This window comes from Bradyrhizobium sp. AC87j1 (assembly GCF_002936975.1).
GTDB lineage: Bacteria > Pseudomonadota > Alphaproteobacteria > Rhizobiales > Xanthobacteraceae > Bradyrhizobium > Bradyrhizobium shewense.
Genome location: NZ_PTFE01000137.1, coordinates 1 through 15,782 on the forward strand (window position 1 = coordinate 1; position 15,782 = coordinate 15,782).

At 64.0% G+C, this 15,782-nt stretch carries 13 protein-coding genes, 1 tRNA gene and 1 pseudogene; 4 read left to right on the forward strand and 11 right to left on the reverse strand.

Annotated elements, in window-relative coordinates; translation table 11 throughout:
• Both CV770_RS37390 and CV770_RS37395 read right to left on the reverse strand, forming a co-directional pair.
• On the reverse strand, nt 1-1,663 hold a 1,663-nt coding region (locus tag CV770_RS37390; protein WP_104465898.1), incomplete at its 3' end, for a TonB-dependent receptor.
• 226 nt (nt 1,664-1,889) lie between these two features.
• The gene (locus CV770_RS37395) at nt 1,890-2,129 is read right to left on the reverse strand and encodes a hypothetical protein (protein WP_104465899.1); all 240 of its coding nucleotides are present in this window, start codon (nt 2,127-2,129) and stop codon (nt 1,890-1,892) included.
• Between the two features lie 376 nt (nt 2,130-2,505).
• On the opposite strand from CV770_RS37395, the gene CV770_RS37400 reads away from it, so the two are divergent.
• The 4 genes and pseudogenes from CV770_RS37400 to CV770_RS43630 form a co-directional block, all read left to right on the forward strand.
• Nucleotides 2,506-3,678 carry an efflux RND transporter periplasmic adaptor subunit gene (locus CV770_RS37400; RefSeq protein WP_201760202.1) on the forward strand — a complete coding sequence of 391 codons (1,173 nt, stop codon included), beginning with the start codon at nt 2,506-2,508 and terminating at the stop codon, nt 3,676-3,678.
• Complete coding sequence (locus CV770_RS37405; RefSeq protein WP_104465901.1) at nt 3,675-6,821, forward strand: multidrug efflux RND transporter permease subunit; 3,147 nt, start codon at nt 3,675-3,677, stop codon at nt 6,819-6,821. The genes CV770_RS37400 and CV770_RS37405 overlap by 4 nt, the downstream gene beginning before the upstream one ends.
• Before the next feature lie 65 nt (nt 6,822-6,886).
• Nucleotides 6,887-7,459 carry an invasion associated locus B family protein gene (locus CV770_RS37410; protein ID WP_201760203.1) on the forward strand — a complete coding sequence of 191 codons (573 nt, stop codon included), beginning with the start codon at nt 6,887-6,889 and terminating at the stop codon, nt 7,457-7,459.
• 10 nt (nt 7,460-7,469) lie between these two features.
• Nucleotides 7,470-7,614: pseudogene (locus CV770_RS43630) on the forward strand (TetR/AcrR family transcriptional regulator); the annotation flags it as partial.
• On the opposite strand, the gene CV770_RS37420 reads toward CV770_RS43630, so the two are convergent.
• From CV770_RS37420 to CV770_RS37460, 9 genes are all read right to left on the reverse strand, one after another.
• A complete protein-coding gene (locus tag CV770_RS37420; RefSeq protein ID WP_104465902.1) occupies nt 7,609-8,091 on the reverse strand; it encodes an SEL1-like repeat protein in 483 nt (160 codons plus the stop codon). The pseudogene CV770_RS43630 and the gene CV770_RS37420 overlap by 6 nt on opposite strands.
• A 172-nt stretch (nt 8,092-8,263) precedes the next feature.
• Entirely contained in the window at nt 8,264-8,626 is a 363-nt protein-coding gene (locus CV770_RS37425; protein ID WP_201760204.1) for a DUF1428 domain-containing protein, read from the reverse strand.
• A 167-nt stretch (nt 8,627-8,793) separates the two neighbouring features.
• Nucleotides 8,794-8,867 (reverse strand) — tRNA-Gln (locus tag CV770_RS37430).
• Nucleotides 8,868-9,044: 177 nt separating this feature from the next.
• Complete coding sequence (locus CV770_RS37435) at nt 9,045-10,136, reverse strand: acyltransferase family protein (protein WP_161500075.1); 1,092 nt, start codon at nt 10,134-10,136, stop codon at nt 9,045-9,047.
• 59 nt (nt 10,137-10,195) lie between these two features.
• Nucleotides 10,196-11,167, reverse strand: a complete 972-nt coding sequence (locus CV770_RS37440; protein ID WP_104465904.1) for a Bug family tripartite tricarboxylate transporter substrate binding protein — start codon at nt 11,165-11,167, stop codon at nt 10,196-10,198.
• A 60-nt stretch (nt 11,168-11,227) separates the two neighbouring features.
• Nucleotides 11,228-12,358: an iron-containing alcohol dehydrogenase gene (locus CV770_RS37445; protein WP_201760205.1), complete on the reverse strand. Its 1,131-nt coding sequence runs from the start codon at nt 12,356-12,358 to the stop codon at nt 11,228-11,230.
• Nucleotides 12,359-12,374: 16 nt separating this feature from the next.
• Complete coding sequence (gene pdxA, locus CV770_RS37450; RefSeq protein ID WP_104465906.1) at nt 12,375-13,412, reverse strand: 4-hydroxythreonine-4-phosphate dehydrogenase PdxA; 1,038 nt, start codon at nt 13,410-13,412, stop codon at nt 12,375-12,377.
• The gene (locus CV770_RS37455; RefSeq protein ID WP_104465907.1) at nt 13,409-14,515 is read right to left on the reverse strand and encodes a four-carbon acid sugar kinase family protein; all 1,107 of its coding nucleotides are present in this window, start codon (nt 14,513-14,515) and stop codon (nt 13,409-13,411) included. The genes pdxA and CV770_RS37455 overlap by 4 nt, the downstream gene beginning before the upstream one ends.
• A 2-nt stretch (nt 14,516-14,517) precedes the next feature.
• Nucleotides 14,518-15,782 (reverse strand): FAD-binding oxidoreductase (locus CV770_RS37460; RefSeq protein ID WP_104465910.1); only part of this gene is annotated, 1,265 nt, incomplete at its 5' end.

Genomic DNA, 15,782 nt, shown 5'->3' on the forward strand with positions numbered 1-15,782 from the left:
TGACGAGATCGTTGTTCTGCTTGAGGTAGGCCGAGTTCGTCGACGCGCTCTGGCTGTAGCCGTCGTAGCGCACACCGCCGTTGAGGATGATCGTGTCCTGCCAGTTCGCGGTGTCCATGACATACACGCTGCTGGTGTTAACGCCATAGCGCGTCGGATTTCCGACCAGCCCCGGAATGCCGAAGGGAATGTTGGTATATTGCGGGGAGTAGAGATTGACCCCCGTCACGGCTCCGGTGCTCGTGAAGGGACTTCCGGCCAGCTCCGACGCGAGGCCTGCGTAGCGGTCGATCGAGATGTTCTCATTCGAATATTCGACGCCGAACACCGCGGTGTGCTTGACCCCGCCGGTGTCGAGCTTGAACGTAGCCTCGTTCTGATTGGTCCACACGTCCACGTTCTGGTACCGGCTCTGCGCGCTCGCCGTCGTGGTCCAGAGCATCGGATTGGGGCTGGTCGTAATCGGGTTCTGCGGCAGCGTGCCGATATAGTTGAGCACCGAATGCTCGCCGCGCACCTTGCTGGTCAGGGTGATGGCTTCGTTGACCTTGTACTCGATCGTGCCGGTGCCGAAATCCTGCCGCGCAGTCTGGAAGTCGCGGTTGAGGAAGCCGTACCAGTTGCCGCGCGGAATGCCGGCCGAGGTCACCGGCACATTGCCCTGCCTGTAATAGGGCACGCCGAAATCCGGCAGACCGCTGAGGTCGGTGTGGACGTAGTTCGTGGTGATCTTGATGTCGTTGGTCGGGGTGTACTTGGTTGAAATGAAGGTGCCCCAGCGATTGTCGGTCACATAATCGCGGCCGGCGACGTTGGCATCCTGGAACAGGCCCCCGGTGCGCACCGAGAAGGTCGGATCGATGACCTGGTTGACGTCGAGCGTGACGCGCTTGGTCATGTCGGTACCGAACTCGGAGTCCATGCGCTTGAAGTTGACGTCGCCAGCCTGCTTGGTGACGATATTGATGGCACCGCCTGCAGTGCCGCGACCCGCGTAGGAGGATGCCGGTCCGCGCAGAATCTCGATCTGTTCAGTGAAGAAGTTCTCGCGGATGGAAACGGCGGGATCGCGGATGCCGTCGATGAACACGTCGTTGCGCGCATCGAAGCCGCGGATGAAGAAACGGTCGCCGAACGCGTTGCCGCCCTCGCCCGAGCCCAGCGTCACGCCCGCGGTCGAGCGCCCGATCTCCTTCAGCGTCGTCGCGTTCTTGTCCTCGAGCACTTCCTTGCTGAGCACCGTGATCGACTTGGGCGTGTTCAACATCTTCTCGGGAAACTTGCCGCTGGCCTGGACGTGGTCGACCTTGTAGGGCGCAGCCGGATCGGCATAGGGATTGCCGTCGGGAGCGCCTGACGGCGTGGTCGGCGCCGTCTGCTGTGCCGCCTGCTCGCGCTGCGCGGCGCGGCGAATTGCATTGCGGGCGCGGACTTGCTCCGGCGAGGGCTTCGACGACGTTGGACGCGGACGTTCGACGGGAGCATCGACCGTCACCGGCGGCAGGTTCGACTGCTGCGCCTGCGCGCCACTCGACACCGACGCCACCGCGATCAAGCTCGCAACGGCCGAGACCTTCTTGCCGGAAACACCTGCGAACTTTTCATCCACCAGACCGAATGCTGCGACCGAACGCAACGACTTCGGTGCGACCACCTGCCCCATTACCAAACGCCCCATCTTCCTGTTCGCTCATTCACTTCGACGAACGGTGGGTTGTTGGTATCGGCCGCAAAATAGCGGGTCAATGCGAGCGCCTCGCAAGAACCCTTGAATCAGTCCAGTTCAAAACAATTCTAAACTACAGTTTGAAATCGTTCTAAACTGACATTGGACTCGTTCTAAAAGACAACGCGCCGATGCTGGGCAATCGGCGGTCTCGCTCACAGCATCAATCGCTGCTCGGCGGCTTCATCAGCGAAAACAATTCGTCGAGGGTTTTCAGCGCGACGGCGCGCACGCGATCGGTGCTGTCCATGCCGACGATGTTGACGCCGTTCACGACGGCTTTGATCTCGTCCCGGAAGTCGGTGAGGAAGCGCAAGGGATCGCGCTGCTCATTGGCGACACGCGCGATCAATCCCGTGATAAGAATCTGACACGCGATCAGCTTGCCGTTCAGCTCGTCCATCCTGCGCTCCCTTTGTGGCGGCGCCGATATGGACGATGCCGAAATTCCTGACAACCGAAACAGCTTCCGCCCGACTTAGAACCATTCTTGTTACCGACACCGACTGGCGGCTCGGCCCGCACCATTCGGCCCGAGCACACCGTCTGGGAGTGCTGCTCGAGGTTTGCTCGCCGATCGCGCCTGCCGGGAAAATGCAGCACTGCACACCGCCGCGCCAGACCACTGCCCAGACGGTGCAAAGCTTTCCAATTGTTTAGGATTCTCAACTGATAGTGCTGTTTACACTGGAACTTGGCGTGTATTATACAAACGCTATGGAACCCTACGATTGCCCCATAATTCGTAGCTGAGGGCACAAGAGCCGACACGAGACGATATGAAAAAGTCCCGGCCGATCCTCTGGATTCTGATCATCGCGGCCGTGGCCTCTGCGGGTTACTATGGTTGGCAGAAATTCGGCGCCCCGCAGGCTGGAAAAACCCAGACCGCCCAGAAGGGTCCACCCCGCCCGCCCGCCGTCCCCGTCAGCGTTGCCCCGGTTCAGAAGGTCGATTTCCCGGTCTATCTGACCGGTCTCGGCACGGTTCAGGGGTTCAACACCGTGCAAGTCCGCACCCGCGTGGATGGCCAGATCGACAAGCTCGCCTTCCGCGAAGGCCAGATCGTCCAGCAGGGCGAACTTCTGGTCTCGATTGATCCCCGTCCCTATCAAGCCACGCTCGACCAGGCCAAGGCCAAGAAGGCGCAGGACGAGGCTAGTCTCGCCAACGCCAATCTCGAACTTCAGCGCGCCATGAAGCTCGGCGAATTCGCCACCGCCCAGCGGGTCGACACCCAGCGCTCGACCGTCGCCCAGCTCACCGCCCAGATCGCCGCCGACGAAGCCGCGATCGCCAACGCCCAGACCCAGCTCGACTACACCCAGGTCAAGGCGCCGATCACCGGCGTCGCCGGCCTACGCCAGGTCGACATCGGCAACATCGTCAACGCCTCGACACAGACGGGCATCGTCACGATCTCGCAGGTCGAGCCGATCTCCGTGATCTTCACCGCGCCGGAAGACCAGCTGCCCTATATCACCGAAGGCCAGAAGAGCGGCGCGCTCAAGGTGATCACCTTCACCACCGACGGCAAGAAGACGCTGGCCGAGGGCAAGCTTGCGGTCATCAACAATCAGGTCGACACCAGCAGCGGAACGATCCGGCTCAAGGCGGTGTTCGACAACAAGGACCACACGCTGTGGCCGGGCCAGTCGGTCTCGACGCGGCTTCTGGTGCGGACGCTGAAGGATGCGACCGTGGTTCCGGATGACGCGGTCCAGCATTCGACCAACGGCCTCTACGCCTATACCGTCAATCAGGACAACAAGGCCGAGGTGCACAAGGTCAAGGTCAGCTACGCCATCGATGGACATTCGGTCATCGAAGAAGGGCTCAGCCCCGGTCAGCAGGTGATCACCGGCGGCCAGTTCAAGGTGCAGCCCGGAAGCCTCGTCTCGACGACGGTGGCGAGTTCGAACCCGGCCCAGAACAAGGTACGACAGGAATGACCGAGGGCGGGATTTCGGCACCTTTCATCCGTTATCCCATCGGCACCTCGCTGCTGATGGCCGGCATCCTCTTCGTCGGTCTCGTCGCCTATCCCCTGCTCCCGGTCGCACCGCTGCCGCAGGTCGACTTCCCGACCATCCAGATCACCGCCAATTTGCCGGGCGGCAGCCCCGAGACGATGGCTTCGTCGGTGGCGCAGCCGCTGGAGCGCCAGTTCGCCCAGATTCCCGGCATCGCCCAGATGACCTCGACGAGCTATCTCGGCACGGCGTCGATCACCATCCAGTTCGATCTCAACCGCAGCATCGACGGCGCCGCCAATGACGTGCAGGGCGCCATCAACGCCGCCAGCGGCCAGCTGCCGAAGAACCTGCCGTCGCCGCCGACGTACCGCAAGGTCAACCCGGCTGATGCGCCGATCCTGCTGCTGTCTGCGACATCGGAGACGTTGCCTCTGACCAGCGTCAGCGACGCGGTCGACGCCCAGCTCGCCCAGCAGATCAGCCAGCTCTCCGGCGTCGCCCAGGTCTTCATCGGCGGCCAGCAGAAACCCTCCATCCGCGTCCAGGTCGATCCGGCGAGGCTAGTCGCCAAGGGCCTGTCGATGGAGGACGTACGCAGCCAGATCGCGATCACCACGGTCGATAGCCCGAAGGGCAATATCGACGGCGAGAAGCGCGCCTACACGATCTACGCCAACGACCAGCTCACGCACGCGAAGGACTGGAACGACGTCATCATCGCCTATCGCAACGGCGCTCCGTTGCGAATCCGCGACATCGGCCAGGCGGTCAGCGCCGCTGAAGACGCCAAGCAGGCGGCCTGGGCCAACGGCAAGCGCGGCGTGTTCCTGGTGATATTCAAGCAGCCGGGCGCCAACGTCATCGAGACCGTCGATCGGATCAAGGCGACCCTGCCCCGCCTCGTGGCGGCGATCCCGCCCGCCATCAAGATCGAGCTCATCAGCGACCGTACCACGACCATCCGCGCCGCGGTCGAGGACGTCCAGTTCACGTTGCTGCTGACCATCGCGCTCGTGGTCATGGTCATCTTCATCTTCCTGCGCAGCTTCTGGGCCACCGTCATTCCCGCCATCACGGTCCCGCTGGCGCTGCTCGGCGCCTGCGCGCTGATGTGGGTCGTCGGCTATTCCCTCGACAATCTATCGCTGATGGCGCTCACCATCGCGGTCGGATTCGTCGTCGACGATGCCATCGTGATGCTCGAGAACATCACGCGCTACATCGAGGAAGGCGAATCGCCGATGGCGGCCGCCTTCCGCGGCTCGAAGGAAATCGGCTTCACCATCGTGTCGATCAGCATCTCGCTGGTCGCAGTGCTGATCCCGCTGCTCTTGATGGGCGGCATCATCGGGCGCCTGTTCCGCGAATTCGCCGTCGTGCTGGCGATGACCATCTTCGTCTCGATGTTCGTGTCGCTGACCCTGACGCCGATGATGGCCTCGCGCTTCCTGCGCGCCCATGGCGAGGTGCGCCACGGCCGCTTCTATCAATGGAGCGAGCGCGCCTTCGACGCGATGCTGCGCGGCTACGAATACGTTCTCGATCACGCCCTGGCCTGGCGCCGGACCACGCTCGCGATCTTTTTCGCCACGCTCGGCCTGTCGATCTATTTGTTCGTGCTGATCCCGAAAGGCTTCTTCCCGCAGCAGGATGTCGGCCTGATCACGGCGACTTCGGAAGCCTCGCAGGACATTTCGTTCAAGGAGATGACCCGGCGTCAGGAACAGCTCGGCAAGATCATCCTCGCCGATCCCGATGTTGCCAGCGTCGCCATGTCGATCGGCGGCAGCGGCCGCGCCGGCAACAACGGCAACATATTCATCACGCTGAAGGCTCGCGACAAGCGCGAGGCCTCGGCTCAGCAGATCATCGCGCGACTGCGTCCCCAGTTCGACAAGGTCGAGGGCGCCCGCGTCTACATGCAGGCAGCCCAGGACGTGCGGCTCGGCGGACGGCCGACGCGCACGCAGTTCGAATTCACGCTGCAGGACGCCGATCTCGCCGAGCTCAACGAGTGGGCGCCGAAAATCCTCGCCAAGATGCAGACGCTGCCGGAGCTGCGCGACGTCGCGACCGACCAGCAGACCCAGGGCACCACGGTTCAGCTCAAGATCAACCGCGACACCGCCGCGCGGTATGGCATCCAGCCGCAGCTGATCGACGACACGCTGTATGACGCCTTCGGACAGCGGCAGGTCACGCAGTATTTCACCCAGCTCAACACCTACAAGGTGATCCTGGAGATCCTGCCGGAGATGCAGGGCAATCTCGACAGCCTGAACAAGCTCTATTTGAAGTCGCCGCTGACGGGCGATCAGGTCCCGCTATCGACCTTCGCGACCTGGACCACCGATCCGGTCCGTCCGCTTTCGATCAGCCACCAGGGCCAGTTCCCGGCGATCACCATCAGCTTCAACCTCGGCCAGGGCGTCGCGCTCGGCCAGGCGACGGAAGCCGTGCAGAAGGCGATGGCCGAGCTCGGCGCGCCGCCGACGCTGAACTCGAGCTTCCAGGGCACGGCGCAAGCGTTCCAGCAATCGCTCGGCACCGTGCCGCTGCTGATCCTCGCCGCGCTCGTCGTGGTCTACCTGATCCTCGGCATTCTCTACGAGAGCTACATCCATCCGATCACGATTCTGTCGACGCTGCCGTCGGCCGGCGTCGGCGCGCTCGCGATCCTGATGGCGGCCGGCTTCGACTTCAGCCTCATTGCCTTGATCGGAATCATTCTCCTGATCGGCATCGTGAAGAAGAACGGCATCATGATGGTCGACTTCGCCATCGCCGCCGAGCGCGACGAGCACAAGACGCCGGCGGAATCGATCCGCCAAGCCGCCCTGCTCCGCTTCCGCCCGATCATGATGACGACGATGGCCGCGCTGCTCGGCGGCGTGCCGCTGATGCTCGGTCACGGCACCGGCGCCGAGATCCGCCAGCCGCTCGGCTACGCCATGGTCGGCGGCCTGATCGTCAGCCAGGCGCTGACGCTGTTCACCACGCCGGTGGTCTATCTCTATCTCGACGAGCTCAACAACTGGTTCTCGGGCTGGGGCCGTTCGGGTGACGGCGAAGGCGGCGAGGCGGTCGAGCACGGCACCGTTAAGGAAGCTGCCGAGTAGCGGCTTGCACGGCGCTTCCGGCGACGCTACAGCGAGGCCCCGGTTCACGCCAACGCGGTTTCGCCATGCTCATGCAATCCAGACTTGTCGCCCTCGCCGCAGCTGTCCTGTTGCCCTTGGGCGCCGCGTATGCCCAGCAGGGCGCCAAGAAGAACGCCCCCGCCCCAGCGGCACAGCCGGCACCGGCTCCGGCTCCGACGCAGCCACAGGCTGACGGCGCGCCGGCGCAACAGCCCGGCTGGATCGTGCGTTGCACCAGTGCCAGCCGTGACGCGCCGCTCGAATGTGCGATGGAGCAGAACGCGGTGCTGACCAAGACCGGCCAGACCATCGTCCTGATCAACATCCGCATCGCGCCCGACACCCGTACGCCGGTGGCGCTGCTGCAATTGCCGCTCGGCCTCAACCTTCCCATCGGCGCCAAGCTCCAGGTCGACGAGGGCAAGACAGTCGACCTTCAGATCCAGACCTGCGAGAACCGCGGCTGCTACGCCTCGGCGCCGATCGCACCGGACCTGCTTGCCGCGTTGCGGTCGGGCAAGCAGCTCAAGGTCTCCTTCCAGAACATGGCCAAGGAGACGATCGCGATCCCGATGCCGCTGGGCGATTTCGCTTCCGCCTACGACAAGATCAAGTAATCGCCTCTCGCTAATTGCTTTCGGCTTCCAGATCCTGCTGGGCACGCTGGTGAACGCGATCCTCAACGATCCCGGACCGCTTTCGCTCTCGTCGAAAGAGATGGAGACCGCGACTTGCCGCATGCCTGGCGCTGCTGCTGCAGGCCGGGCTATGACAGCCCTCCCTCGCTAAGGATCCGCTTCGCTTCCTCGTCTCCGAGTGCGGCGGCTCTTCTGATCCAGACGATGGCGCGTTCACCGTCTTTCGGGGCGCCATTGAGGCCGTGAAGATAGTTCGCAATCATCTCTCGGATGGTCGCCAAATGGCCGGCCTCGGCAACGCGCTGCTTCAGATCGAAGGCCCTGAAGTACCGCTCCTTCGCCGTCCCCGCGCCGAGGCCTCTTCGAAGGGCTCCCGCAAGATAGAGCTGCGACTCCAAGTCGCCGGCGGCGATCGATGCCTCGGCTCGCTCCATCAAGGCCACACTCGCGGACCGACTTCCCTCGTCATCCAGATATTCGGCCAACTCGATCATGGCCATGACAGAGCCTCTCGCGATGAACTTTTCCAGATAGGCGACGGCTTCGCCGTCATCATCCTGTCTCAAAAGTCTGGCGACCCCGACATCGAAGCCGAGCGCATCCGAGAACACGACCCAATCTCCCGCTCGTCTCGCACGTTGTACGAGCGTAGCACCATGATCCGACATCTGTCATGGCGGCTTCGAGCGAAAGCCGATCAGCCGAGACCGGAAATGCGCACCCGGATTTTGCTTGCGCTCATCCGGGGCGAGAGGCCGCACCGTCTGCTGCCGACGGTCTCCGTCAGCTGACGACGTCGCTCGCCCTGAGCAAGGTCGTGAAGCCGCCATAGATCATGCGCTTGCCGTCGAACGGCATGCCCTCCATCTTCAGTCGCGGGTCCTCCATCACCTTCTTGTTGACGGCATCGCGGGTCTCCCGATCGCGGTAGACGATCCAGGCGAACACCACGACCTCGTCCTCCTTCGCCATCACCGCGCGCGGAAACGAGGTGAGCTCGCCATAGGGGACATCGTCAGCGACGCATTCGACATAATCGAGCGCGCCGTGCTCCATCCAGAGCGCGCAGGCGGTCGTCGACAGCGTCTTGTAGGCCTCGATCTTGTCATTCGGCACAGCCAGAACGAAACCATCGACATAGGGCATCAGGGATCTCCTTGAGTTGTGTGACCCAAGGACGATGCAGAGCACGGCGATCCGACCGGGGAAATACGATTTCAGATGAGGCAAACGGTCGCGACCGGCGGCGCGGCCCATGGACCGTCACTGTCACCGAGGGACCTCGAGATCTGGACCTTTGGGCGTGCCTGAACTGGCTGGGGAACCTGGATTCGAACCAAGACAAACAGAGTCAGAGTCTGTTGTGCTACCGTTACACCATTCCCCACCGAAGCGCTTGAAATCGCTAAGCTTTCTTCGGAAGTTCTGCGAGGGCGGGCTGAAAGTTTTGCAAATCAGCGGCTCGCAGGCCGCTCATATAGCCGCGCTGACCTTCGCGGTCCAGCCCTTCTGTGAACATCGTCGGCTTGTTCTGGCTGCGTTCGCACCGACGGGACGGACTGTCTCAAGCCTTCCCGAAGGAATCGTGCGGCCCTTTGCGGTTGTAGAACAGCGATCGGCGCGCCCGATCGATCCATCGCTGGACCGTGAACTCGAAGGCGAGCGCAATGACCGTGGATGCGAGCAGGATGCCCAAGGTCTGAAACAGAATTCGCCCATGGCTCACAATGTGCGGATTGGTCAGCGTGATCGGATCAAAGAACTGCAGATTGATCGCGATCTGGATGAAGAGAAAATGCGAGAGATAGACTCCATAGGAGGCGTCGCCCAATGCGGTCGACAGCGGTCCGTTGATCCTTGAGAAGAGCGTCGGAATCACGATGCAGGTTGCGACGACCAGCGGCACGCCCTGAACGATGCCCCCGTGATAGTCGACGTCGGCATAGACGTCGCCGAGGAGATAGAGGCAGTAGAGAACCGCGAGCCAGTAGCCCGTACGCGTCGACCATGTCAGGCGATCTCGCAACGAGAAGAGCACAACGCCGGTGCCGAAATAGCCGATCTGGCTGTAAAACGGGAAGTAAGCCCATTTCCATTCGTAGACGTGCAGAATGGTCATCTTGATCGCGAAGGCCGCGACCACCAACCCGGCGAGCCATTTTCTGTTGAGGAGAAGCAAGGCAGGCAGCAGCGCGTAGAAGACGATCTCCGCGCTGATCGACCATGCCTGCGGAACCAGGAGATACGTGGTGCTGTGCATCGCCGAATAGAGATCGAGACCCAGCAGCGACAGGTTGATCACATAGGGCCGCTCATCCGTTCTGAGGGAATTGAAGATCCCGCTCTCGTTCGCCGGGTTCCACAGATGTAGCGCGAACGTAGCTGCCAGGACAGCGAGGTAGAACGGATAAAGCCTCGCGAAGCGGCTGGCGAAGAATGCAGCCGGCCGTCCCGGATAGTGCCGCTTATAGGCGGCGGCCATGTAGAATCCACTGATGATGTAGAAGACTTCTACAGCGGCCAGGCCTCCGATTGTCTGGTGAATGACGCCAAATTGGCAATGAAATCCAACGACGATCGCCGCCAGCAGAAAACGAACAGTCCCCATCAGCCCCGCACCCGTTGGCTGATGCGAACTTAGACCGACGACCGGCACTGAACAAGCGGCCGCCGCTCTCGGCATGCGGCGGCCGGCTTATCTCATCGCGTGCCGCCCTACTCCAGCTTGATGTTGGCGGCCTCGATCACCTTCTTCCAGCGCGCCGTCTCAGCGTTGATGTAGGCCGCGAACGGTTCGGAATCCACGGCGACCGCGGTGGCACCGAGCTCGGCCATCTTCTGCACCGTCTCCGGTTGCTGCATGAAGGCGCGGATCTCGGCCGAGAGCTTTTCGACGATCGGCTTGGGCGTGCCCGCGGGCACGATGAAACCGTGCCAGGCCACGGCCTCGAAGCCGGGCAGGAATTCGGCAACGGCCGGAGCTTCGGGATCGAAGGCGGCGCGCTTCGGCGTTGCCGTCGCGAGCAGCGCGAGCTGGCCGGTCTTCACCTGCGGCAGCAGCAGCGGAACGTTGTCGAAGGCGAGATCGATCTGGCCGCTGAGCAGGTCCGTCAGCATCTGGCTGGAGCCCTTGTAGGGCACGTGCACCATCTTGGTGCCGGTCATCTGCTGGAACAGCTCGCTGGCAAGATGCTGCGAGGTACCGACACCGGCCGAGCCGAACGAGACCTTGTCCGGATTCGCCTTCAGATAGGCAATCAGCTCCGGCACGGTACGCGCCTTGATCTTGTTGGGATTGACGACGAGAACGTTGGGCACGACGCTGATCTGGGCGACCGGCACCAGGTCCTTGTCCGGCTGGTAGCTGAGCTTCGGCCCGTAGAGCGACGGGTTGATCGCAAGCGCGGAGGTGCTGGCAAGGCCGAGCGTGATGCCATCCGGCGCCGATTTCGCCACCCGCGTCACGCCGAGGATCGAGCCGGCACCACCGACATTCTCGACCACGAAGGGCTTGCCGAACTTCGCCTGCAAATGGTTGGAGACCATGCGCGCGAAGATGTCCGCGGTGCCGCCGGCGGCGAAGGGAACGACCACCGTCACCTGCTTGGACGGATAGCCGTCCTGCGCCTTTGCGGGTGAGGCCGCCAGCACCAAGGCCGAGGCAAGAACAAGCCACATCGATCTCATAGACGTTTCCTCTGTTTTCCGTGTTGTTGATTGGTTGCCGCGCGCGAGCGGCGGAGACGGTTAGAACGCGACCTCGTACATGTTCAGAATCGCATCCCGGCCGAGGTCGCGCGGGTTGTTGTCCAGCAGTCGGCGAATGGCGTGCGCCTCGTCGGCCATCACGCCGAGATCGTCCCGGGGCAGGCCGAGCGCGGACAGCCGCATCTCGATGCCGAGATCGCTGCAGAACTTGTAGGTGGCGTCGAAAGCGAGCTTTGGATCGCCCTTCTCCGGCAGGCCGAGCGCCTGGAGCACCGCGACCGTCTTCGCTTCCGCGGCTGGCATATTGAAGGCCAGCGTATGCGGGAAGATCACCGCGCAGGCGAGGCCATGCGCCACATGGTGACGCGTGCCGAGCGGATACGCCACCGCGTGGCCGGCGGTCGTGTTCACCGGTCCCAGGCAATAGCCGCCATAGAGCGAGGCCAGCGACAGACCCGCGCGCGCCTCGCGATCGCCACCATCGGCCACCGCGCGCTTGAGATAACGTCCGACCAGCCGCGCGCCTTCGAGCGCATAGAGGTCGATCGTCGGATGCGCCTTGCGGCTGGTATAGGCCTCGACGCAATGCGCCAGCGCATCGACTCCGGTTGCCGCAGTGACCTCCTTCGGCACCGTCATCGTCAGATCCGGATCGACGATGGCGATGTCGGCCAGCATGAAGCGGCTCTGCACTGCCTGCTTGTTCTGGCTGACGGGATCGGTCACGAGCGCGCGGGTGCCAGCCTCGCTGCCGGTGCCCGACGTCGTCGGAATCTGCATCAGCGCGACGCTGCGGCCGGCCACCTTCTCCGGCCCGACGATGTCGGCAAAGGGCACGTCGCTCGTGCACATCACCGCGACCAGCTTGGCGAGATCCATCGCGCTGCCGCCGCCGAAGCCGACGACGAGGTCGGGCTTGACGTCCTTCGCCATCGTCACGGCTTTCTCGAGATTGGGCAGGTCCGGCTCGGGCTTGACCTCACCGAACACCTTCACCGCACCCGGCAGCGCCAGCATGTCGAGGCGGCGTGCGTTGAACGGATCAGAGATCACCAGCGGCCGCCTGGCACCGATCCGCTCGGCGAAGCGCGCTGCCGCGCCGACCGTGCCGTTGCCGAACTCGAGGATGGTGGGACGCTGGATTTCGATGGGCGTGAAGGCGTTGGTCATCGTGCAGTCGATCTCGTCACTTGGATACGGGGGAAGCGCCACCGGCGAGCCGCTCGGCATAGTCGATGGCCTCGATCAGGCTGTGCTCGTTGGCGATGCCCTTGCCCGCAATGTCGAAGGCGGTGCCGTGGTCGACGGAGGTGCGGATGATCGGCAGGCCCAGCGTGATGTTGACGCCGGACAATTCCTGCCAGCGGCCGGTCGCGGGATCGACCTGGAAGCCGAGCAGCTTGACGGGGATGTGGCCCTGGTCGTGATACATCGCGACCGCGGCGTCGTACTGGCCGGCGCGCAGCTTGACGAAGATGGTATCGCCGGGCACGGGCCCGACGACGTCGAGACCGTCGGCGACGGCTTTTGCAATCGTCGGCGCGGACACGTCGATGTCCTGCCGGCCGAACAGGCCGCCCTCGCCGGCGTGTGGATTGAGCGCGGCAACCGCGATCTTCGGCTTGGCAATGCCGAGCCGCAGCAGGGCCTCGTTGGTGAGGTCGATGACCATGCGCAGCCGCTCCGGCGTCAGACGCTTCGGCACGTCCTCGAGCGCCACATGGGTCGAGACATGGCTGACGCGCATGTTGCCATGGGCGAGCAGCATCACCGAGCCGCGCACGCCGGTGAGATGCGCCAGCATCTCAGTGTGGCCGGGAAAGTGATAGCCGGCCTTGTTGAGCGCCTCCTTGTTGAGCGGCGCCGTGACGATCGCCGCGGTCCGGCCCGCCTGCGTCAGGCGCACGCCATGCTCGATCGCCTTGTAGGCAAAGCGGCCGCCATCGGCGCTGAGCACGCCGGGCTTGATCGGGTCGCCCTCGATGTCGGCCTGGAGGAAGCAGAGATTCGGCCAGTCGCGATCCTCGGCGCGCACTTCGGGAATCGCAATGCCGGCACCAAGCGCGGCTTTCGCACCATCGAGCGCCGCGCCGCTGCCGATGATCAGGATCCTCAGATCGCCTTTCGCGATCCGGTCCTTCAGCCCGACGCAGGCCTTGACGATGATCTCCGGCCCGATCCCGGTGGGATCGCCCATGGTGATGGCTAGATGACGAGAGGTCATGTCGGACTCCCCTTGCTAAGCAAATGATTATCCCGAAGCAGGTCGCGCCACAGCTCGCTGGGGCCGAATGCGCCGGACTTCGAGATGACATCGACGCCGGCCCAACTGCCGCCTTGCAAGATCGAGCGCGGCAATCCCGGCACGATCCGTCCTGTCACCTCGAGCGCATGCGCGCCAAGGGCAACGCATGCGGCCTTCAGTGTTTCCCCACCAGCAACAACCAGCGTGCCCGGCGGTTCGAGTGCCGCGATCAGCCCCGCCATCTCGTGCGCGATCCGCCGCGCCGCCTCGGCTCGCACCAAGCCGTCGGCGAGGGCGAATTTCACCAGCGCCACACCCTCGTCGGCCAGCTTGCGCCGAACGCCCGCGTCGCCCTCCCCCTCGGCCAGCGCAATGGTGGCGTTACCACATGCCGCCAGCTGGGATGCGGTGGCGGCCTGGTCGGAGCCAAACAGCCCCAGCACCGGCCGCTTCAGTTGCGAGGACACAGCGGAGCCTTGACCGCGGGCAAGCGCACCGGCCAGGCCGCCGCTCCCACACCACAACACGGGCCCCGGCATGCGCCGCGCCATTTCGACGACGCGATCGAGGTCGAGGTCGTTCTCGGCATCGAACACCTGAACGCCGCCTTGCGCGAGCGTGTCGGGCGTGCCCTGTCGGGCCTCGATGCCGTCTTGCCGCAATTGATCCAGCAAATTGTCGCCGACCCTGTGCCAATCGCCATGCACGGTGCGGGCGAATTGCTGGCCACCGACGGTGCGACGTCCCTGATAATCGAACGCCGGCGCGACCACGCAGGAGGCCCAATGGCTGCAGCGCAGGCAGGCGCCAAGCTCGACCGCCCACGCGCCCCGAAGGAGGCTATCGACCTTCTTGTAGGCGATCGTCCCGCCCTGAAGCTGCGGCGCCAGTCGCGCGACGATTTCGACGCTCTCGGCCTTTGACCGCTCGCGGGTGCCGCTATCGATCGCCAGGCTTCCGGAGCCCAGCGGCGCAAACGCGTCCGACCAGATGACATCGAACGGTCCGCACAGGCCGACGAACTCCGCCGCGGTGTCGAGCGCACCGGTGAGATCGTCGGCAAGCAGGCGGACGCTCGTCATGGTTATGCCGCTCCCGCACCAAAGATCTTGCCGGGATTCATCAAGCCCTTTGGATCGAGCAATTTCTTGATATCGCGCATCAGCTCGATGTCGAGAGGATCGGCAACACGGGCAAGCCGGCCACGATTGGTGATGCCGATGCCGTGCTCGGCACTGATCGCTCCGCCCTGCGCCGCCGTCTCGTCGTCGACAATCTCGTTGATCTCGGCCACAAGCGCAGCCGTCGCCGCCGGGTCCTGGCAACGCGCGCGGTCGATCAGGGCAATGACGTGGATGTTGCCGTCGCCGATGTGGCCATGCATCACGACCCGCGCGTGCGGTACCGCGGCGTTAATCCGGGTCTCGACTTTGGCGACAAAGGCGGCCTGACGCTCAAGTGGAACGACACTGTCGTGCGAGACGACATAGCCGCTGCGCTTGTTACCTTCGGACACGCTGTGCCGGACAGCCCAGATCGCCTTCGCCTGCGCGAGGTTGGAGGCCAGGATCACGTCTTCGGCAAGGTGGGCCTCCATCGCATCCGCCAGCACCGTGGCGAGCGGCTCATCGAGGTCGACGCCGGCGAGCGTGTCGGTCAATTCGACGATCAGATACCACGGCGTCGTCAGCTCGAAGGGGATCGTGACATGCGGCACGGTCTCTGCGATCGCCTCGATCTGCGCGCGCGACATGATCTCGAGGCTGCCGAGCCGGTCGCCGACCGCGCCGCGCAGGCGCTGCATGATCTCGAGCGCCTGCTCCACGCCCTGCAATTTCAGCAGCGCCAGCGCCGAGCTGCGCGGCGGCGCGAACAGCTTCAACACCGCCGCGGTGACGATGCCGAGCGTGCCCTCTGCCCCGATGAACAGCTGCTTGAGCGCGTAGCCGGTATTGTCCTTGCGCAGTGCGCGCAGGCCGTTGAAGATTCGCCCGTCGGGCAGCACGACCTCCAGCCCGAGCACGAGATCGCGCGTGGGGCCATAGCGCAACACCGCCGTGCCCCCCGCATTGGTCGAGATGTTGCCGCCGATCTGGCAGGAGCCCTCGGCGCCAAGGCTCAAGGGAAAATAGCGATCGACGTCGCGCGCCGCGTTTTGCACCTCAGCGAGGATGCAGCCGGCCTCGACCGTGATCGTGTTGGCGAGCGGGCTGACGTCACGCACGGCCCGCATCCGGTCGAGCCGGATCACTACATTGCCGGCACGATCGTCCGGCGTTGCCGCCCCGCACATGCCGGTGTTGCCGCCCTGCGGCACGGCAGCTCGCGATCGTGCCGCAGGGCGGCAAC